Origin of the sequence: Flavisolibacter ginsenosidimutans, assembly GCF_007970805.1 — a bacterium.
In the GTDB taxonomy this organism is placed as follows: Bacteria; Bacteroidota; Bacteroidia; order Chitinophagales; family Chitinophagaceae; genus Flavisolibacter; species Flavisolibacter ginsenosidimutans.
This window is the reverse complement of sequence record NZ_CP042433.1, coordinates 536222-553687: the sequence shown is the minus strand read 5'-3', so window position 1 is coordinate 553687 and position 17466 is coordinate 536222. Positions and strand designations below refer to the sequence as shown.

The 17466-nt window shown below is 45.4% G+C and carries 10 protein-coding genes; 4 read left to right on the top strand and 6 right to left on the bottom strand.

Annotated elements, in window-relative coordinates; genetic code table 11:
• Positions 1-54: 54 nt before the first annotated feature.
• On the bottom strand, positions 55-1494 hold the full coding sequence (locus FSB75_RS02140) for an LptF/LptG family permease (RefSeq protein ID WP_227990747.1): 1440 nt from the start codon (positions 1492-1494) through the stop codon (positions 55-57).
• Here FSB75_RS02140 and FSB75_RS02135 point away from each other — a divergent pair.
• Complete coding sequence (locus tag FSB75_RS02135; RefSeq protein WP_146782044.1) at positions 1482-2075, top strand: hypothetical protein; 594 nt, start codon at positions 1482-1484, stop codon at positions 2073-2075. The genes FSB75_RS02140 and FSB75_RS02135 overlap by 13 nt on opposite strands.
• On the opposite strand, the gene FSB75_RS02130 is transcribed toward FSB75_RS02135, so the two are convergent.
• Positions 2064-2444: an START-like domain-containing protein gene (locus FSB75_RS02130; RefSeq protein WP_146782042.1), complete on the bottom strand. Its 381-nt coding sequence runs from the start codon at positions 2442-2444 to the stop codon at positions 2064-2066. The genes FSB75_RS02135 and FSB75_RS02130 overlap by 12 nt on opposite strands.
• A gap of 278 nt (positions 2445-2722) precedes the next feature.
• On the opposite strand from FSB75_RS02130, the gene FSB75_RS02125 reads away from it, so the two are divergent.
• From FSB75_RS02125 to ffh, 3 genes are all read left to right on the top strand, one after another.
• On the top strand, positions 2723-3592 hold the full coding sequence (locus tag FSB75_RS02125; protein ID WP_146782039.1) for a sigma-70 family RNA polymerase sigma factor: 870 nt from the start codon (positions 2723-2725) through the stop codon (positions 3590-3592).
• 112 nt (positions 3593-3704) lie between these two features.
• A complete protein-coding gene (locus FSB75_RS02120) occupies positions 3705-4097 on the top strand; it encodes a GxxExxY protein (RefSeq protein WP_146782036.1) in 393 nt (130 codons plus the stop codon).
• Positions 4098-4128: 31 nt separating this feature from the next.
• Positions 4129-5451: a signal recognition particle protein gene (gene ffh / locus FSB75_RS02115; RefSeq protein ID WP_146782034.1), complete on the top strand. Its 1323-nt coding sequence runs from the start codon at positions 4129-4131 to the stop codon at positions 5449-5451.
• A gap of 93 nt (positions 5452-5544) precedes the next feature.
• Here the strand turns inward: ffh and FSB75_RS02110 are convergent, their stop codons facing one another.
• From FSB75_RS02110 to FSB75_RS02095, 4 genes are all read right to left on the bottom strand, one after another.
• Entirely contained in the window at positions 5545-8886 is a 3342-nt protein-coding gene (locus FSB75_RS02110) for a VCBS repeat-containing protein (RefSeq protein ID WP_146782031.1), read from the bottom strand.
• Positions 8887-8890: 4 nt separating this feature from the next.
• The gene (locus tag FSB75_RS02105; protein ID WP_227990746.1) at positions 8891-12358 is read right to left on the bottom strand and encodes a VCBS repeat-containing protein; all 3468 of its coding nucleotides are present in this window, start codon (positions 12356-12358) and stop codon (positions 8891-8893) included.
• A 39-nt stretch (positions 12359-12397) separates the two neighbouring features.
• The gene (locus FSB75_RS02100) at positions 12398-15709 is read right to left on the bottom strand and encodes a VCBS repeat-containing protein (protein WP_227990745.1); all 3312 of its coding nucleotides are present in this window, start codon (positions 15707-15709) and stop codon (positions 12398-12400) included.
• 74 nt (positions 15710-15783) lie between these two features.
• Complete coding sequence (locus FSB75_RS02095) at positions 15784-17463, bottom strand: RagB/SusD family nutrient uptake outer membrane protein (protein WP_146782025.1); 1680 nt, start codon at positions 17461-17463, stop codon at positions 15784-15786.
• Positions 17464-17466: the final 3 nt, after the last annotated feature.

Sequence of the window (17466 nt, the reverse complement as noted above, 5' to 3'; positions counted from 1 at the left end):
TGATGTAGCGATTAGCCAATTAGGTGATTGAGGTATTTTAAGCAAGGCAGGTGCTTATCGCTTCCGAAAATTCAGCCGCTTAAAGAACCGCGTGTAAAAATCCTTGTTGAAAACCTGTGAGTCGTGCATGGCTTTGTAAGTAAGAAACACACCAATCGGAATAAGGATCATAAACGAAAACCACATGCCCGGCACCATGCCCCACGAACCTTCCTTTGCAAATTTTTCGCCCGATGTACTGCTGAAATAAAACAACATAAAAAAAGCAATGGCAAAGACCATGGGCGTACCCAAACCGCCTTTTCGAATGATGGAACCCAGCGGCGCCCCAATCATAAACAACACTACGCAGGCAAGCGAAAGCGTAAGTTTTTTGTGCCACTCAATCTGGTAAAGCCGCAAGGTTCGGGACTCCTCTTTAAATACCGACAGGTTGGCCTCGTTCGAATTTTGCAGCGTAGCAATTTTATTGTTTACGCGTTGTTCAACGGACAGTTTCGTACTGTCGGGCAATATGGCGTCGAAAGATTTTCTCTTCAGCGGCGTGCTGCCAACTTTCCAGTTGCTGTCAAGGTTTGCGGTAAACGGCATTTGCACAAATACCTCGCTCTTCACCCGGTCACCAATCCTTGCGTTTACTTTTTTGATGGAGTCAATAGCAACGTTCAATTGGCGCATGCTCAGCATACGGGCATTGTTCTTATTCACGCTGTCTGCCGTGCGCTGCTGCAGGCCAAAAGTGCTCAGGTCAAAACGTTTGCGGTATTCTTTAAAGCCAAGCCGGATGAACTCTGTCGGAGCGTTGGGAGTGCCTCTTTCTTCGTAGCGCCAGCCATTCTTTAAATTAAATTCCAAATCTTTTTTGTTGTCGGCGATGCGCATGATGCCGTCGGAAGCAACGATGAAGTTGTCCTGCAACATGTCCTTTTGTTCGTAAATAATAATGTCTCTGATTACGCTGTCGTTCTTTTCCTTTTTGCCAATTTTGATGGAGAAGCCGGGAATCTTGTCGTAAAAAACGCCTTCCTTTAAATCGAAAGAAGGCTTGGCGTACACGATGTCGGTGAGCATGGTACGGCTCTTGAGCGCCGCGATGGGCATGATGTAATTGGTGAATAAAAAAGCAAGGCAGCTAATTAAAAAGCTTACAATAAATAAGGGCCGCATAAAACGCAAAAGCGAAATGCCGGCCGATTTTACCGCCACCAGTTCGTAACTCTCGCCAAGGTTGCCAAAGGTCATGAGCGAAGAAAGCAAAACCGCCAACGGCAAGGCCAGCGGCACAAGCGAAGTGCTTTGGTAACCGATGAATTCGAAGATCAACCCAACGCCTAAACCCTTGCCCACAAAATCGTCAATGTAAAGCCAGAAGAACTGCATCACCAGCACCAACAACGTAATAAAAAATGTGGCGATAAACGGTCCGATGAAGGCTTTGATAACGAGTATGTCTAATTTTTTTATCACGGTTATCTTTACAAATGCAAGGTTCAAAAATACAGCTTTCGACCCCGGAGATGGAACTGTTTTGCAATGCGCAAATCATCTTAACAAAAAATAGCATTCTGCAAAAGACGGTTCAACTTTTAAGCGAGGTGCAAAACCAATTGCTTGAAACCGCCTCCGGCTTTATTCGCAACGCATCACCTTCGCCCAAAATATCAAAAGGAGAAAATTATTTAGGGTTACCTTACGTCGTTCTCGATTATCCCCGCATTGCCAAAGGCGAAGACTTATTTTTTGTGCGCAGCATGTTTTGGTGGGGAAATTTTTACAGCAGCACTTTGCAACTTGGCGGCTCGTTTAAAGAAAGGCACCTTTCTGTGTTAGAAGCGGCTCATCAAAACCTTGCTGCAAAAGATTATTTTATTGGCGTTAGTCAATATCCCTGGGAACACCATTTTGAGGAAACAAATTTTCAAAAAATCAACGGTCTTTCCGCAGGAAGTTTTGCCGCCGTACTCGAGGAAAGCACGCACACAAAAATTGCTGCGCGGTGGCCCTTGCAAACATGGGATTCGGCAGCAAACAATTTAAAAGATAGCTGGAAATTTTTGACCGGCTTAATTGCCTAAGCGGTGAAAAAGATCTTTCACCTGGTGGTCCCAAAGACGGCTTTGGTCTTTCACTTCTCTTTTATCGGCAAAGTCTTTAATCACCAAAATAGTTTGGTTGGTCACTTCTGACTTTTCAATGGCAAATTCGAAAAATTCATCTTTTGGCGCATGCAGCCAATGAAAGCGGATAAATTTTTCTTCTTCTTGCTCCATTACTTCTGCTTCGTCTTCCGATCCATTCCAGGAAAAATAATAAATACCGTCACGCTCATCTACTTTATCGGCAAACCACTCCTGCAGGCCCGAAGGGTTTGCAAGAAATTCGTAAAGGATGGTCGGAGAGCAGCGAACCGGGTATTCTAACGTGTACTGTTGTTTTTTGCTCATCTGAAAATTTTAACGCCGTCAGGGTGTGCAATAATAGTAAAAAGGCCGAACCACCAAAACTTTTTTTCATTTTCGTTTAACCCTTGAAGTACCGCGCCGAACGAAAAAACTTTTACAAAATGTTTTTCATATTGGTGTATTCCCTAATTTGGTTATCGAATTCAGTAATTGACTACTGCTGTGTGTGAGAATCTGTGATGGATATTTTGGGATTGCTGACCAAAACAACGCGAAAAACCTAAATCTCTAAATAACCAATAAAAAACCATCCTATGAGTATGCGTCAACTCAAGATCACGAAGAGTATTACCAATCGTGAATCTCAAAGCCTCGAAAAGTACCTCCAGGAAATTGGCAAGGTCGAGTTAATTACCCCCGAAGAAGAAGTTCGTTTAGCAGGCCTCATCAAACAAGGCGACCAACGTGCGCTGGACCGTTTGACGAAGGCCAACCTGCGTTTCGTGGTTTCGGTAGCCAAACAGTACCAAAATCAGGGCCTCTCTCTTCCCGATCTGATCAATGAGGGCAATCTGGGTTTGATTAAAGCCGCCCAGCGCTTTGATGAAACCAAGGGTTTCAAGTTCATTTCTTACGCTGTGTGGTGGATTCGCCAATCCATTTTACAAGCCATTGCCGAACAAGCCCGCATCGTTCGCCTGCCGTTGAACAAAGTTGGTTTGACCAACCGCATTCACAAAGCCTTCAGCCAATTGGAGCAGGAGTTTGAACGCGAGCCTTCGGCAGAAGAACTGGCCGAATTGCTGAACATGGAACTGGACGAAGTGCAATCCTCGCTCAGCATCAATGCCCGTCACGTAAGCATGGACAATCCCCTGTCAGAAGGAGAAGAAAGCACCTTGTACGATGTGCTTGAAAATCCCAACGCGGAAAAAACGGACGGCGAACTGGCCTACAACCAATCGCTCAAAACCGAAATTGACCGCAGCCTGCAAACGCTGACCGAAAGGCAAAAAGAAGTGATTTGCTATTTCTTCGGCATCGGTGTGGATCATCCCTTGAGCCTTGAAGACATTGGCGAACGCTTTAGCTTAACAAGAGAAAGAGTGCGCCAGATTAAAGACAAGGCCATTTTGAAATTGAGAAGTCACCAAAAAAACGATGTGTTAAGGAGTTATTTAGGCGTATAAAACTTTACACAACCACCGTCCTCATTATCTTTGCCAAGCTTATTAAAGTGAACATCCTTGATGTTCACTTTTTTTATCACAGATTGCGCGGATTTTTTATCTGAATTCACAGATGGAAACAACAAACTATAAATACGCCGGTGTTACGGAAAAAATTATCGGGTGTGCGATGAAAGTGCACCGGTATTTTGGTTTAGGTTTTCCGGAAGTGGTTTACCAAAGAGCCTTGATTATTGAACTTGAAAAACTTTGCTTAAAATGTGGTGCTCAAGTTGAAAAAGATATTTATTACGAGGATCATTTTATTTCAAAACGCAGATTGGATTTAATTGTGGAGGACAAGATTTTGATCGAATTAAAAGCAGTCTCTGAACTTGACAAAGCATGCCATAATCAAATCATTAACTATCTAAAAGTATTCAAAATAGAAGTTGGATTACTGCTGAATTTTGGAACAGAAAGCCTGCAATTCAGGAGGTTTGTCAATACCCAAACGGCTCAGTGAAATCCCTTCGAATCCTTAAATCAGCGATATTATGTTTGAGAGTTTAAGTGACAGACTTGAAGGCGCCTTTAAAAGCCTCAAAGGCGAGGGCCGCATTACCGAGTTAAATATTGCCACCACAGTGAAAGAGATCCGCCGTGCCTTGGTGGATGCCGACGTAAACTATAAAATTGCCAAAGAATTTACCGACAAGGTAAAAGACAAAGCCACCGGTGAGAAAGTTATCAACGCCATTTCGCCAAGCCAGTTGATGGTGAAGATTGTAAAGGACGAACTGGTGGAACTGATGGGCAACGAAGCCGCTTCGTTTAATGCGAAGGGTGCGCCGGCGGTGATTTTAATAGCCGGTTTGCAAGGTTCGGGTAAAACAACCTTTAGCGGAAAACTGGCGAATTATCTGAAGAAACAACTTCGCCTCTCTCCCATTCTTGTAGCCGCTGACGTTTACCGCCCTGCGGCAATGGAGCAGTTAAGAGTTTTAGGCGAACAAATTGGCGTGGACGTTCACCTTGAACTGGAAAACAAAAACCCGGTGGAGATTGCGCAGAACGCCATCAACGAAGCCCGCTCAAAAAACAAGAACGTTGTCATCATTGATACCGCCGGCCGCCTGGCCATTGACGAAGCGATGATGACCGAAGTGGCGAACATTAAAGCTGCGGTAAATCCGCAGGAAATTCTGTTTGTAGTTGACAGCATGACCGGGCAAGATGCAGTGAACACAGCGAAAGCCTTTAATGATCGACTGGATTTCAGCGGTGTTGTTCTTACCAAATTAGACGGCGACACCCGCGGCGGCGCGGCGCTTTCCATTAAATATACCGTTGACAAACCCATCAAATTTATAAGCAGCGGCGAGAAAATGGATACGCTGGATGTGTTCTATCCCGAACGGATGGCACAGCGTATTCTTGGCATGGGCGACATTACCACGCTGGTGGAAAAAGCGCAAGCACAATTTGACGAAGAGCAGGCCAAAAAGCTGGAAAAGAAAATCCGCAAAAACCAATTTGACTTTGCCGACTTTAAACAACAGCTTGAGCAAATTAAACGCATGGGTAATTTAAAAGACCTGATGGCGATGATTCCCGGCGTAGGCAAAGCCATGAAGGACATTGACATCAGCGACGATGCGTTTAAAGGCGTGGAAGCCATCATCAATTCCATGACGCCTTTTGAACGGGCAAACCCTGACGAGATTGACGGCGGCCGCCGCAAGCGCATTGCCAATGGCTGTGGCAAAGACATAAGCGAAGTGAATGCCTTCATGAAACAGTTTGAGCAAATGCGGGAGATGATGAAAATGATGAACAAAATGCCAATGGGACGAATGATGCCCGGCATGAAGCGATAATTCCAATCTGGAAAACAAGATTGCATCCGAATAAAAAGACCCGTTCATTGCTGAACGGGTTTTTTTATTCTGTTTTTGCAGAAAACAATTTTCTTAATGAGAGACATTTGTACCGTAAAGCTTTATCACTTTTAAACTGTCGCTGTTTCTTGCCAGTAAGAAAGCTTTCTGTTTATTGATAGTGATTGGCTGCACATGCCGTACCTGGCCTTTTACAGCAAGACCGTTCAACGTGCTGCAATGAAAATTGCCGCCGCCGTCGTTTATGAGCAAGGTTCCAAAATCGGCATCGTAGCGTCCCATTTCAATATTGCTATCGTAATAATTCCCCGCCAATAAAATATCGGGTTTGTTGTCACCGTTTGCGTCCACCGCAACGGCATCCTTGTACGTTGTAAATTGCGCTTCAGCCGGCAATGCCTTCGTTTCAAATTGAAGATTGCCCTTGTTCAGCAAGACGGCGCTGGCAAAACAATCGGCAATGAGCACATCAGCACTCTCTAATTTGTCTTTGCCAAACAAATCGTTCAGCGAGGCTTTGGCAAGGTCATCGGCGTATAAAAATTTCTTTTTAATGATGGGCATTTGCTTTTCTAATTCTGCCTTGGTAGCGAAGGGAATTTCTTTTTCGTTCAGGTAATACGTCAACACTTGTTCTTTCTTTCCGTTGCCGTCAAAGTCATTGTAATAAAGCCGCACGGGTTCTTTTGGTGATGCTTTTAAACGGCTGTTCAATCCCAGGTTGCCGGCAATTAAATCCATCTTGCCGTCACCGTCCACGTCGCAGGGCAAGAGAAAATTCCACCAGCCTTTTTTATCGCTCAATACTTTTTTAGTAAAGCTTCCGCCGGTGTTGATGAAGGCAACAATGCCGTCCCATTCCAACGAAAGCAACAAGTCTTTGTCGCCGTCGCCATCAATGTCAAACCAAATAGCGTTGGTTACCATGCCTGCTTGCGACAAATCCTTTGCATACTTAGTTGTTGCATCGCTGAAGGTTCCGTTTTTGTTGTTCAGCAAAAGATAAGACTGCGGTATTTGTCCGTAAGCCCACGGCACCGCACGGCCACCCAAAAACAAATCCACGTAACCGTCGCCGTTAAAATCGTAGGGCACCACACAAGAAGCCGTAAGAAAAATATTGTTGAACGCGTTCTGCACTTTTGCAAGCGTGCCTGTGCCGTCGTTTAAATAAACACGCGGAGAATTGTGGTAATCGGGGCCATAAAATTCGTTACCGCCGCTGGCAACAATCAAATCAACGTTACCATCGTTGTTTACGTCGGCCCAACAAGCACCGGTACTTTCATAAATACTGTCGGCATCCAAAGCGGGTTGTGATGTTTTTATAAACTTCCCTCCTGTTTGCTGAATAAACACGGCGCTTTTGTGGTCTCTTGCAGCACCAACAAACACATCATCCAAACCATCTCTGTTAATGTCCGCAACAGCAAGAGCCGGACCTTCGGTTGATACTTCGTGCGGAATGAGCGGCTCACGATCGAACTCCACAAAATGGTTTTCCTGGTGCAAATAATTCAAACCCGTTTGCGCAGTAATGTCCTCGGCTGCAAAAGTTTTATTGGTTTGATGATTTGCAAGAATGGAAAAATCGAAAACGGGCAAGCCTTTTTTATACGTTATCGTTTGCGTTGTGTTGTTTGAAAGTGATACCCGTTGAAAAGTTCTGTCAGGCCATATCAGCAACAACGAATCAACTTTTGTGTTTTTCAAACCAATGTGCAGCGGTATTTGCATGCTTGATAAGAATCCCTTCACGGGATAATTTTCATAGGTTCTGATTTCATTGCTACTGAACAAAACGGCCTTAGCGCCAATGGCGTTTTTGTTTTCAACGGGGCCTTGCAAATGCAATTCAACGAAAGCATTCTTTGCCGAATCAGCACCTTTGTTTTCATAGACCAGCACCGGGTTGTCAATGTTGTTCACCACAATGTCAAGGTCGCCGTCGCCGTCCAAATCGGCGTACACGGCCCCGTTTGAAAAAGTCGGCGCATTGCCTTCAACTAAATCTTCTTCATCACTAAAAGAAAGGTTGCCCTTGTTGCGGTAAAATTTATTGGGAATTTTTATCTCCGGGAATTTATTGATGAGCGACAAATCTTTTCCCTGTACATCGTTGTCGGTAATCTTTTGTTGCACTTCGCCGTTGGAAATGAAGTTCACGTAATCAATGTCGTTCATGCGTTTGGGAATGCCGTTGGAGATAAATAAGTCCTTGTAACCGTCGTTGTCGAAATCCATCCAGAGCGGCGCCCAACTCCAATCCGTAGCTGCAATGCCGCTGTACAGGCCTATCTCACTGAACAAACCGTTGCGGCGATTGTACTGCAAGTTGTTTCGCGTAAACTGGTAAGAATAACCCATACCGATTTTCTCGTGAAACAAATCGTAGCTGTCCTCGCCCAGCGAACGTTTTAAAATGTAAGGATCAGATGGCAGCATATCCATCGAAACGATTTCGGGATACGCATCGTTGTTGATGTCCGCTACATCCACGCCCATTGAATATTGACTCGTGTGCATAAAGCAGTTCTCGCCTTCTTCTTTAAAGGTTCCGTTCTTTTGATTGATGTAGAGATAATCGTTTTCGTGAAAGTCGTTGCCGATGTAGACGTCGGGATAGCCGTCAAGATTTATGTCTGCAACGCAAATGCCTAAACCGTAACTAATGGCCGTGCTGTTTATGCCGGTTTGTTTTGTTACATCGGTGAAGCGTCCGTTATCGTTTCGGTAAATTCTGTCGCCTGACAATGAATCATACGTTCCGGCAAACACAGCCCGCGGACGAAAATTGTTGTTTTGATGAACGGAATGATTCAACAAGAACATGTCTAAATCCCCGTCGTTATCGTAATCAAAAAAAGCGGCTTGGGTGCTAAAGCCGGAAAAATCCAGCCCCATTTGCGCAGCTTCATCCTTAAAATGCGGTACCCCGTTTTTGTCAACCCCCTGATTGATGAGAAACTGATTTTTACTGTGCAGTGTTTCATACTGACCAACGCGGCAAACGTAAATATCAAGCAAGCCGTCGTTGTTGATGTCCACTACCGATACACCGGTTGACCAACCACCATCATTTGGAATTGAAGCTTCCGCAGTAACGTCTTTAAACTTTAATCCGCCTTCGTTCAGGTAAAATTTGTTTTGTCCTTGGTTGGATGCGAAGAACAAATCAATCTTTCCGTCGTTGTTGAAATCACCGGCGCCAATGCCACTGCCGTTGTAGAAATACATGTACTTGAAAAGATTGAACTGCGGAGTATAAGTAAGGTTGTTGCTAAAGTTGAGACCTGTGCGACCGCTGTCAAGCGTTTCAAACAAAGGCCGTTCAATTTTCTTTTTGTCTTTGCAACCGTTTAGCAGCAGGGCAATGAAGCAAGTGAAAAATATAATGATGCTTTTTGCTTTCATGGTTTTATTTCAGGCGGTACAGAAGCGGTGTTTCATTATTTTGTGTGATGAGAAGGCATTTGCCTTTCTTGCCTTCAATCGCTTTGATATCTTTTACTTCACCACGCAGATCAATACCGGATTTCATGTTCGGCACCCAGGTAAATCCACCTTTACCGTTGTTAACAAACACATCGCCGTAACTGGCATCAAGTCTTCCAAACTGCGGCGGGAAAGTAAACAGGTTGCCGCCCGTGATTAAATCTATTTTACCGTCATTGTTTACATCTATTGAGCAAACGGCATCCACGCTCGACAATTGCGCTCTTACCGGAAGCGGCTGCACGTCAAAACTGCTGTTGCCTTTGTTGATGGCCACAACCGAAGCGCAGTAATTGAAGGTTAACACGCTTGCGTCTTTTAAGGCCTTTTCGCCAAACAAATCTTGTATTGTTTTTGTGGCATAATCGCTGTTCTTCAAATTGTCCTTTTTTAAGAAAGGAAATTGCTCGGTAATGTCTCGCTTTAAAAACACCGGCATGTCCTTACCGTTGATGGTTTGCGTGAGAAATTGGTCCGGCGTTCCGTTGCCGTCGAAGTCTTTCACCCAAAGCTTTACAGGTGTTTTTTCAGTTGGCCGCAAATAAAAATTCTCACCGATGTTGCCGAGAATTAAATCGTCATGACCATCATTCTTTAAATCAGCTACGGAAAGGCTTTGCCACCAGCCGTAAAGGTTTTCCAAACCCGTATTTTTTAGCTCTACAAATTTCCCGTTCCTGAAAGAAAATATTTTCGGCGCCATCCACTCACCCGCTACAATCAATTCTTTTTTATTGTCTCCGTTTACATTCGCCCACGTTGCGCTGGTAATCATTCCAATGTTTAGCAACTCCGGTGCTATGCTGGTTGTAACGTCGGAAAAATTTCCGTGACCATCGTTCTGATAAAGATAACTGCGCGGTGCAACGCCATAAGAAAAAGGCACGCTTCTTCCTCCGACAAACAAATCAAGGTCGCCGTCGCCATCGTAGTCATAAGCTGTAGCGACAGAAATATTTGCTTCGTTGGCAGGAAATGCTTTTGTGTTGATGGTAAAATTTCCCTTGCCGTCGTTGATGTAAAGACGATGTTCAATGGCGCGAGTGCCGCGTGGAACGTTGTTGCCGCCAGCGCCGATAAACAAGTCCAGATCGCCGTCGCCGTCGGCATCAAAAAACAATACGGCTACGTCTTCAAAATCTTTGTACTCGTTAAAGATGGGTTCTTCTTTTTTGATGAATTTTCCATCAATCGTTTGCAAATAAAGCTGGCCGGGCTGGTCTTTCGCGCCGCCAATATAAACATCCTCCAATCCGTCGCCGTTCACGTCGCCTCTGGCAATGTGCGGCCCTTCCCGCGACAACATCTCGGGCAGGTTGCGTTCGTAATAAAAATCCACATAATCATCCTCTTTGTGTTTGTCGAATAACTGTGGCAGCAACTCGAAAAGCGTGACCGCATTCGGAGAAGGTAAAAAACTTTTTTCGTTGTCGTTGCTTTCTTGCAAGACATGTGTTTTGTCTGTTTGCAAATTTGTGTAAACAGATTTTGTTTTATCAGGCCAAAGAACAACTACCGAATCAACCGACGATTCTTTCCCCAACCCAATGATTTGTTTGTAATCCATCGAAGACTGAAAGCCGCGAACCGGCGACACTTCGCGGTAAAAAATTTGACCGCCTTTGTAAGCCTTAATTGTTGCACCAATGGCAAAAGGGTTAGCACTTTTCCCTTTCAGTTGCAAGGCCAAAAAATGGTTTCCTCCTCTTTCGCTTTCGTTGTTGCGGTAAACAAAAGCTTCCTGATTCTCGTTGTTCACAATTAAATCCAAATCGCCATCACCGTCTAAATCAGCATAAGCTACGCTGTTTGAAAAAGATGGTTGCGCAAAGCCCCAGGCCTTGCCTGCATCCTCAAAACCAAGATTGCCTTTGTTGCGAAACACGCGGTTGGGCAAAGGCGTAACCGGAATGTGTTTAAGCAATTCGTCCATTTCCATTCGCTGGCCGGTTGAAACCATTTTGGTGTAAACATCGTTGGAAAAAAAATCAAGGAAGTCAAGGTTGCCCAAATCTTTGGCAATGCCGTTGCAAACAAAAATATCGTTGAGGCCATCGTTATCCGCATCCAAAAAGACAGCGCCCCAACTCCAGTCAGTTCCGTAAACACCTGCGTAGTTTGCAATCTCGGAGAATGTATTGTTACCGTTGTTCACCTGCAAACAATTTCGCACGTATTGATGATACAAGCCTGCTTTCTGCTTGCTTAAGTAAAGATCAATGTTATCAAAAGTGCCGGTGGTTTTCAAACGATAATCATCATCGGGAATCATGTCCGTTGTAAAAATATCCGGACTGCCGTCGTTGTTGATGTCACCCAAATCGGCACTCATGCTTGACATACTTATTTTTTGTACACAGCTTTCCAATTCGTCTTTAAAGGTTCCGTTTTTTTGGTTGATGTAGAGGTAATCCTTCTCAATAAAATCGTTGCCCACATAAATATCGGGGTAGCCGTCGTCGTTCACATCGCCAACGGTTACCCCAAGTCCGAAAGAAATTAAGCCTGTGTGCAAACCCGCTTGTGCGGTGACTTCGGTAAAATGAACGGCCTCCCCAAACCCCTCCGGTGGAGGGGCTTCGCCAAGCTGCGAAGGCCTGCTTTTCGACGACGCAACTCGGTTATCAGACTCTCCGACAATTGAGGTATTGTGCGGTTGGTGGCCTTCCCACCGGGAAGGTCGGGATGGGCCGTCGTTCCGGTAAAGATGATTACCGCCTCCTTTTAAATTTTCCGCAATCTGCCATTTGGAAATATCCACGTCGCGCATGTCGGCATAATTAAGTGAGCTAAACGGAATGGGGCTGTTGTTGATGATGAAACAATCAAGATCGCCGTCGTTATCGTAGTCAAAAAAAACGGCTTGCGTGCAATAACCCGAAACATCCAAACCGTACTTCGCGCCTTCTTCTGTGAATGTGTTGTTGTGTTGATTGATGTAAAGTTTGTTTTTGCGGTGGCCGTCTTTCATGTGGCCTGAACTGCAAACGTAAATGTCAAGCCAACCGTCAGCGTTGACGTCAACGAAAGTGACGCCGGTGTTCCAAAGCCCGTCTTGCTTTAATCCTGCCTTGACCGAGATGTCTTCAAATTGAAAGGCCCCCTTGTTTAAATAAAGTTTGTTCTCGCCCTGATTGGACGTAAAGAAAACATCGGGCAGGCCGTCGTTGTTGATGTCGCCTGTGGCTACCCCGCCGCCGTTATAAAAATTGCGAAAGAGAAAGCTGTTGTCGTCTTTGGAATCTTTTACGTCGTTGCGAAAACTGATGCCGGTGTTTTTTTGAAGCGTGAAAAGAGAAGGCTTGTCATCATTGTTGCTTTTGCATGAAGAAAGCATGACGGTTGATGCAAGGAGAAAAAAAATCCAGTTTCCCTCTTTAACAAAACGCATTTTCACACTGTTCGGCAACATAAGTTTTTGGACAGGATTTTAATGGCGCAAACGGTACAAAACTGGGAGCGAATCGTTCTGGGTAAAAAGATAATACCGGCCGTTTTTGCTGCTTATTTCTTTGATGTCTTTTATTTCGCCTTTAACGTTGATGCCGGAAGATCTTGTTTCAACATAATTAAAACTTCCTTTGCCGTTATTCAGCAACAGGTGCCCGTAACTCGCATCAAGCCTTCCAAATTGTGGCGGAAAAGTAAACAGATTGCCCCCCAGCAAAAGATCAACCTTGCCATCGCCGTTTACGTCGGTTACGCAAATGGCATTCACGCTTGACAACTGTACATACAAAGGCAGCGGTTGTGCTTCAAACTGTCCATTGCCTTTGTTGATAGCAATGATTGACGAACAGTAATTGAAAGGAAGGACAGCGGCATCCTTTAACACTTTCTCGCCAAATAAATCCTGGATGGATTTTTTCGCGTAGTCGGCATGTTTAAGATTGTCCTTTTTCAATGCGGGAAACTGCTCGGTGATTTCGCGTTTTAAAAACACCGGCATGTCTTTGCCGTCCACGGTGCGGGTAAGAAATTGGTCCGGCGTTCCGTTGCCGTCGAAGTCTTTTACCCAAAGTTTTACAGGTGTTTTTTCAGTCGGCCGCAAATAAAAATTCTCCCCGATGTTGCCGAGAATGAGATCCTCTTTTCCGTCGCCGTTCACATCAGCAACAGCAAGCGATTGCCACCAGCCGTAAAGGTTTTCCAAACCCGTGTTTTTTAGTTCTTCAAAGTTTCCGTTCCGGTACGAAAAAATTTTCGGCGCCATCCATTCGCCGGCTATGATTAATTCATTTTTACCGTCGCCGTTTACATCGGCCCACGTTGCACTGGTAATCATTCCAATATTGGCAATGGCCGCTGGTGTCACGTCTTTGAAATGCCCCTGTCCGTCGTTTTGATATAAATAGCTTTGCGGCGTTTGACCATATATGCGCGGCACGCTTCTGCTGCCGACAAACAAATCAAGGTCGCCGTCGCCATCGTAATCGTACGCAGCGGCCACAGAGATATTCATGTTGTTTAAAGGAAAGGCAGAAACATCAACCGAGAAATTTCCCTTGCCGTCGTTCTTGTACAAGCGGTGTTGAATTTCTCTTTCTCCCGGCGGAACGTTGTTGCCGCCAGCGCCGATGAACAAGTCCAGATCGCCGTCGCCGTCGGCATCAAAAAACAATACCGCTACGTCTTCAAAGCTCTGAAACTGTTTAAACACAGCTTCTTCTTTTTTGATAAATTTTCCATCAATCGTTTGCAAATAAAGCTGCCCCGGTTGATCTTTTGCGCCGCCGATGTAAATATCCTCCAATCCGTCGCCGTTCACGTCGCCTTTGGCAATGTGCGGTCCTTCGCGTGAAAGCATTTCGGGCAAGTTGCGCTCAAAATAAAAATCTGTATAATCGTCTTCTTTGTGCCGCTCAAAGGAGGCACCGACCGGTTGAAACAAAGATGCGGCTTGCGTTCCGTTCCCGTAAGCGGGCAATCGTTTCACGTCTGCTTCGTTAATGAAATGCACCTTGTTTAACTGCGGATTATCAATCTTCGTGTAGGTGCGGTCGGGCCAGATGATGAGCACTGAATCAACCGCAGTTAATTTTCCCAAACCAATAATTTGTTTGTAATCCATTGATGATTGAAACCCTCTTGAAGGAAACAGTTCACGGTAAAAAACCTGGCCGTCTTTATATACTTTTATTTTGCTGCCAACGGCAAATGTGTTGGGTGCCGCGGCTTTTAAAGAAATGCCGATAAAGCTGTTGCCCGCTTGTCTGTTTTCAGTATTGCGGTAAACAAAAGCTTCCTGATTCTCGTTGTTCACAATTAAATCCAAATCGCCATCACCGTCCAAATCGGCATAAGCCGCACCGTTTGAAAAAGACGGCGTCGCAAGTCCCCATTCTTTTGCTACATCCGTGAATCGTAAGTTGCCTTTGTTTTTAAACGCACAGTTGGCAACCGCATTTACCGGTATATGGGCCAGTACCGAATCAACGCTTTGCTTCTGCCCCGACAGCACCATTTTTTGAATGACATCGTTGGCAAAAAAATCCATGAAATCAAGATTGGTTACGTCGCGGTTCACACCGTTGCAAACGTAAATGTCAGAAAGGCCATCATTGTCCGCATCAAAAAACAAAGCACCCCAACTCCAATCCGTAGCCTCCACGCCACCGTAGTTGGCGGCTTCTAAAAACTCACCGTTTCCGTTGTTTATCATCAGACAATTTTTCATGTACTGGTTGTACAATCCGTTCTGCAAACGCTGGCGGTGCAGGTCAATGTTGTCAAAAGCGCCGAGGGTCTTTAAACGGTAATCATCGCCCGGCAACATGTCTGTGGTGAAGATATCCGGATAGCCGTCGTTGTTCACATCACTCAAATCAGCACCCATTGACGAGAAACTGTTCTGTCCTACGCAAGCTTCCAGTTCGTCTTTAAAAGTCCCGTTCTTTTGGTTGATGTAGAGATAGTCTCTTTCGTAAGAGTCATTTGCCACGTACACGTCGGGATAACCGTCGTTGTTTACATCGCCAACGGTTACACCCAAACCAAAGCTCATTAACGTTCCGTGAATACCTGCTTGCTTTGTAACCTCTGTAAACTTGCCGTTGTTGTTTTTGTAAAGATGATCGCCGCCGCCTTTTAAAAACGCCGCTACGGGCCAAGCCGAATCCGGCACATCCCGACGATTAACATAACCCAGCGTGTTAATGGGCACGGGACTGTTATTAATGAGAAACATATCCAGGTCACCGTCCATGTCATAGTCGAAGAAAGAAGCCTGTGTGCAGTAGCCTGAAATGTCCAAACCGTACTTCGCAGCTTGCTCTGTAAATGTGTTGTTGTGATTGTTGATGTAGAGTTGATTCTTACGGTGGCCGTTCGGCATGTGACCAGAATTGCAAACGTACATGTCAAGCCAACCGTCAGCGTTGATGTCCACCATAGTAACGCCGGTGCTCCACATGGAGTCTTGCTTTAACCCGGCTTTTGCGGAAATGTCTTCAAACTGGAAATTGCCTTTGTTCAGGTACAATTTGTTTTCACCCTGGTTGGATGTGAACATTACATCGGGCAGTCCGTCGTTGTTAATGTCGCCTGTGGCCACGCCGCCGCCGTTGTACATGTTGCGGAAGAGAAAACTGTTCTCCAATTTATCATCGGCGACGCGGTTGTTGAAATGGATTCCCGAATTTTCAACGAGCTCAAACAAGGGCGGAGCTGAAGGCTTGTGCGAACAGGAGCAAACAAAAAAGAAGCAACCAATAGCGCTTACCAAAAGCAGAGCGTATTTCATAAGTGTTGAACCGGTGGTGGAAAAAATAAAGGTCATTAAAAATGACCTTTATTTTCAAATTATCGTGTGTCTTTTTAATAGCCTGGATTCTGAACAAGGTTGGGATTGGCGGCCAAGGCCTGGCTGGGAATGGGGAATACAAGGTATTTGGGGTCATCCGTTGGTTTGTATTGCCAAGGCTTTGTAAAAACGCCAAAGCGAATCAAGTCTGTTCTTCTTACGGTTTCCCAGTACATCTCTCTTCCTCTTTCGGTTAACAAGGTATTTGGGTCGTAAATATTAGAAGCATTAACAAGCGATAGAGAAGGTAATGGCGCAGCCTTACGTGCAGCCCTGAGTGCATTCACCAACGCAAGCGCACCGGCATTATCTACACTGGCCGCACGCAATTTAGCTTCGGCTACCATCAGCACAACATCCGAGTAACGGAAAATAACAATGTCATTTCCTGCGGGGCCTTGAAAGTATTTGTCTAAAGCGGAAAAGTCGGGCGGATATTTAATGACACGAATACCCGTTACCTCGAGGTTGGCTCCGGTTTCCTGCATGTTTGATGCAATGCGTGGATCGAAAGCAAGCGGGGCGCCCTTGCGGTCTTTCTCGGCTACGCCGGCTTCGTTGTATTGCTGGCCGATCTGCATACCCGGTTTCATGCCCGAAACATCGGTTACACCGGGATAATACCTGCCTCCGATTCTTGCGTCAACGGCTGTGTCGGCATACCTTCCGCTTATGTTGCCGCCAACAAATTGTGTTACGCCAACCATCGGGTTTGCGGTTGTTCCAAAGCTGTTGTAAAAATCACTGATAGTGGAGAAGCCATTCCAACCTGCGTTGGGGTTTTTGGGTGTATATTGATTATAGTGCATGGTCATACACCAGCGGGCTTGCGGCCCACTGTTGTTTGCACTTACACCAGAGGAGTTTACAAACGTCAGAATGTTTTCTTTGGACGATCCGTTGTTAACGTCAAAATTATTGAAGTACTCAGGCATGTAGCTAAACTTACCGCCAGAGATGACGCTGTTGCCGATTGTAATTACCTGCTGCATGTCCGCATCGGCAAACGTAGGAGTAGCACGGTTCGCCCAGGCCCCTCTGTTCAAATACGTCTTCATCAACAAGACCTTTGCGGCTTCCTGTGAGGCGCGACCCGCAGAAGAGAATCCAGGGAGGTCAGCCATCACTGCATTCAATTCGTCAATAATAAACTGTGCCGCAGCTGCGCCGGATTTAACCTGTGGTGCATTCAGGAGATTATCCCCAGGATTTCTGATGGGATATTGTCCGTACAAATCAGTCAGGTAATAGAGCGCAATTGCTCTTAAAAACCTCGCCTCCGCAATTTGTTGTTTTTGCGCTGATGGATCGGCGAACGCAAGAACGTTGGTCGCATCAAAATTCAATTTGTTCAGATTATTGAACACGCTTAAAATCTGGCCGTGATCTGCGTTCCAGGTATGGGCATGTAATACCCGCCAAACGCCATTATCATCCCAGTCGCCACCCCTGGTTGGAACCAGCGATTCGTCGGCAGTATTTTCTTCCAGTGAGAAGAGCTGGTCTTGGTTGGTGAATGGAACCGCAAGATCGTTGTAAGCCGTATTGAGAAGCAAACCTACCCCCTGCGCACCTAGTGCCTGAGCAGTTTGTGCGTTTGTAAATGTACTGTTAAGACCTTCATCCAATTTCGTACAGCTGACGGCTGCAAGCAGTACAATGGAAGAAAGTTGAATGATTTTTGACTTTATCATAAA

Excerpts from the sequence above, each read along its gene's own strand:
- FSB75_RS02135 (WP_146782044.1), top strand. The coding sequence starts at position 1,482 with ATGCAAGGTTCAAAAATACAGCTTTCGACCCCGGAGATGGAACTGTTT.
- FSB75_RS02130 (WP_146782042.1), bottom strand. The coding sequence starts at position 2,444 with ATGAGCAAAAAACAACAGTACACGTTAGAATACCCGGTTCGCTGCTCT.
- FSB75_RS02125 (WP_146782039.1), top strand. The coding sequence starts at position 2,723 with ATGCGTCAACTCAAGATCACGAAGAGTATTACCAATCGTGAATCTCAA.
- FSB75_RS02120 (WP_146782036.1), top strand. The coding sequence starts at position 3,705 with ATGGAAACAACAAACTATAAATACGCCGGTGTTACGGAAAAAATTATC.
- ffh (WP_146782034.1), top strand. The coding sequence starts at position 4,129 with ATGTTTGAGAGTTTAAGTGACAGACTTGAAGGCGCCTTTAAAAGCCTC.
- FSB75_RS02110 (WP_146782031.1), bottom strand. The coding sequence starts at position 8,886 with ATGAAAGCAAAAAGCATCATTATATTTTTCACTTGCTTCATTGCCCTG.
- FSB75_RS02105 (WP_227990746.1), bottom strand. The coding sequence starts at position 12,358 with ATGCGTTTTGTTAAAGAGGGAAACTGGATTTTTTTTCTCCTTGCATCA.
- FSB75_RS02100 (WP_227990745.1), bottom strand. The coding sequence starts at position 15,709 with ATGAAATACGCTCTGCTTTTGGTAAGCGCTATTGGTTGCTTCTTTTTT.
- FSB75_RS02095 (WP_146782025.1), bottom strand. The coding sequence starts at position 17,463 with ATGATAAAGTCAAAAATCATTCAACTTTCTTCCATTGTACTGCTTGCA.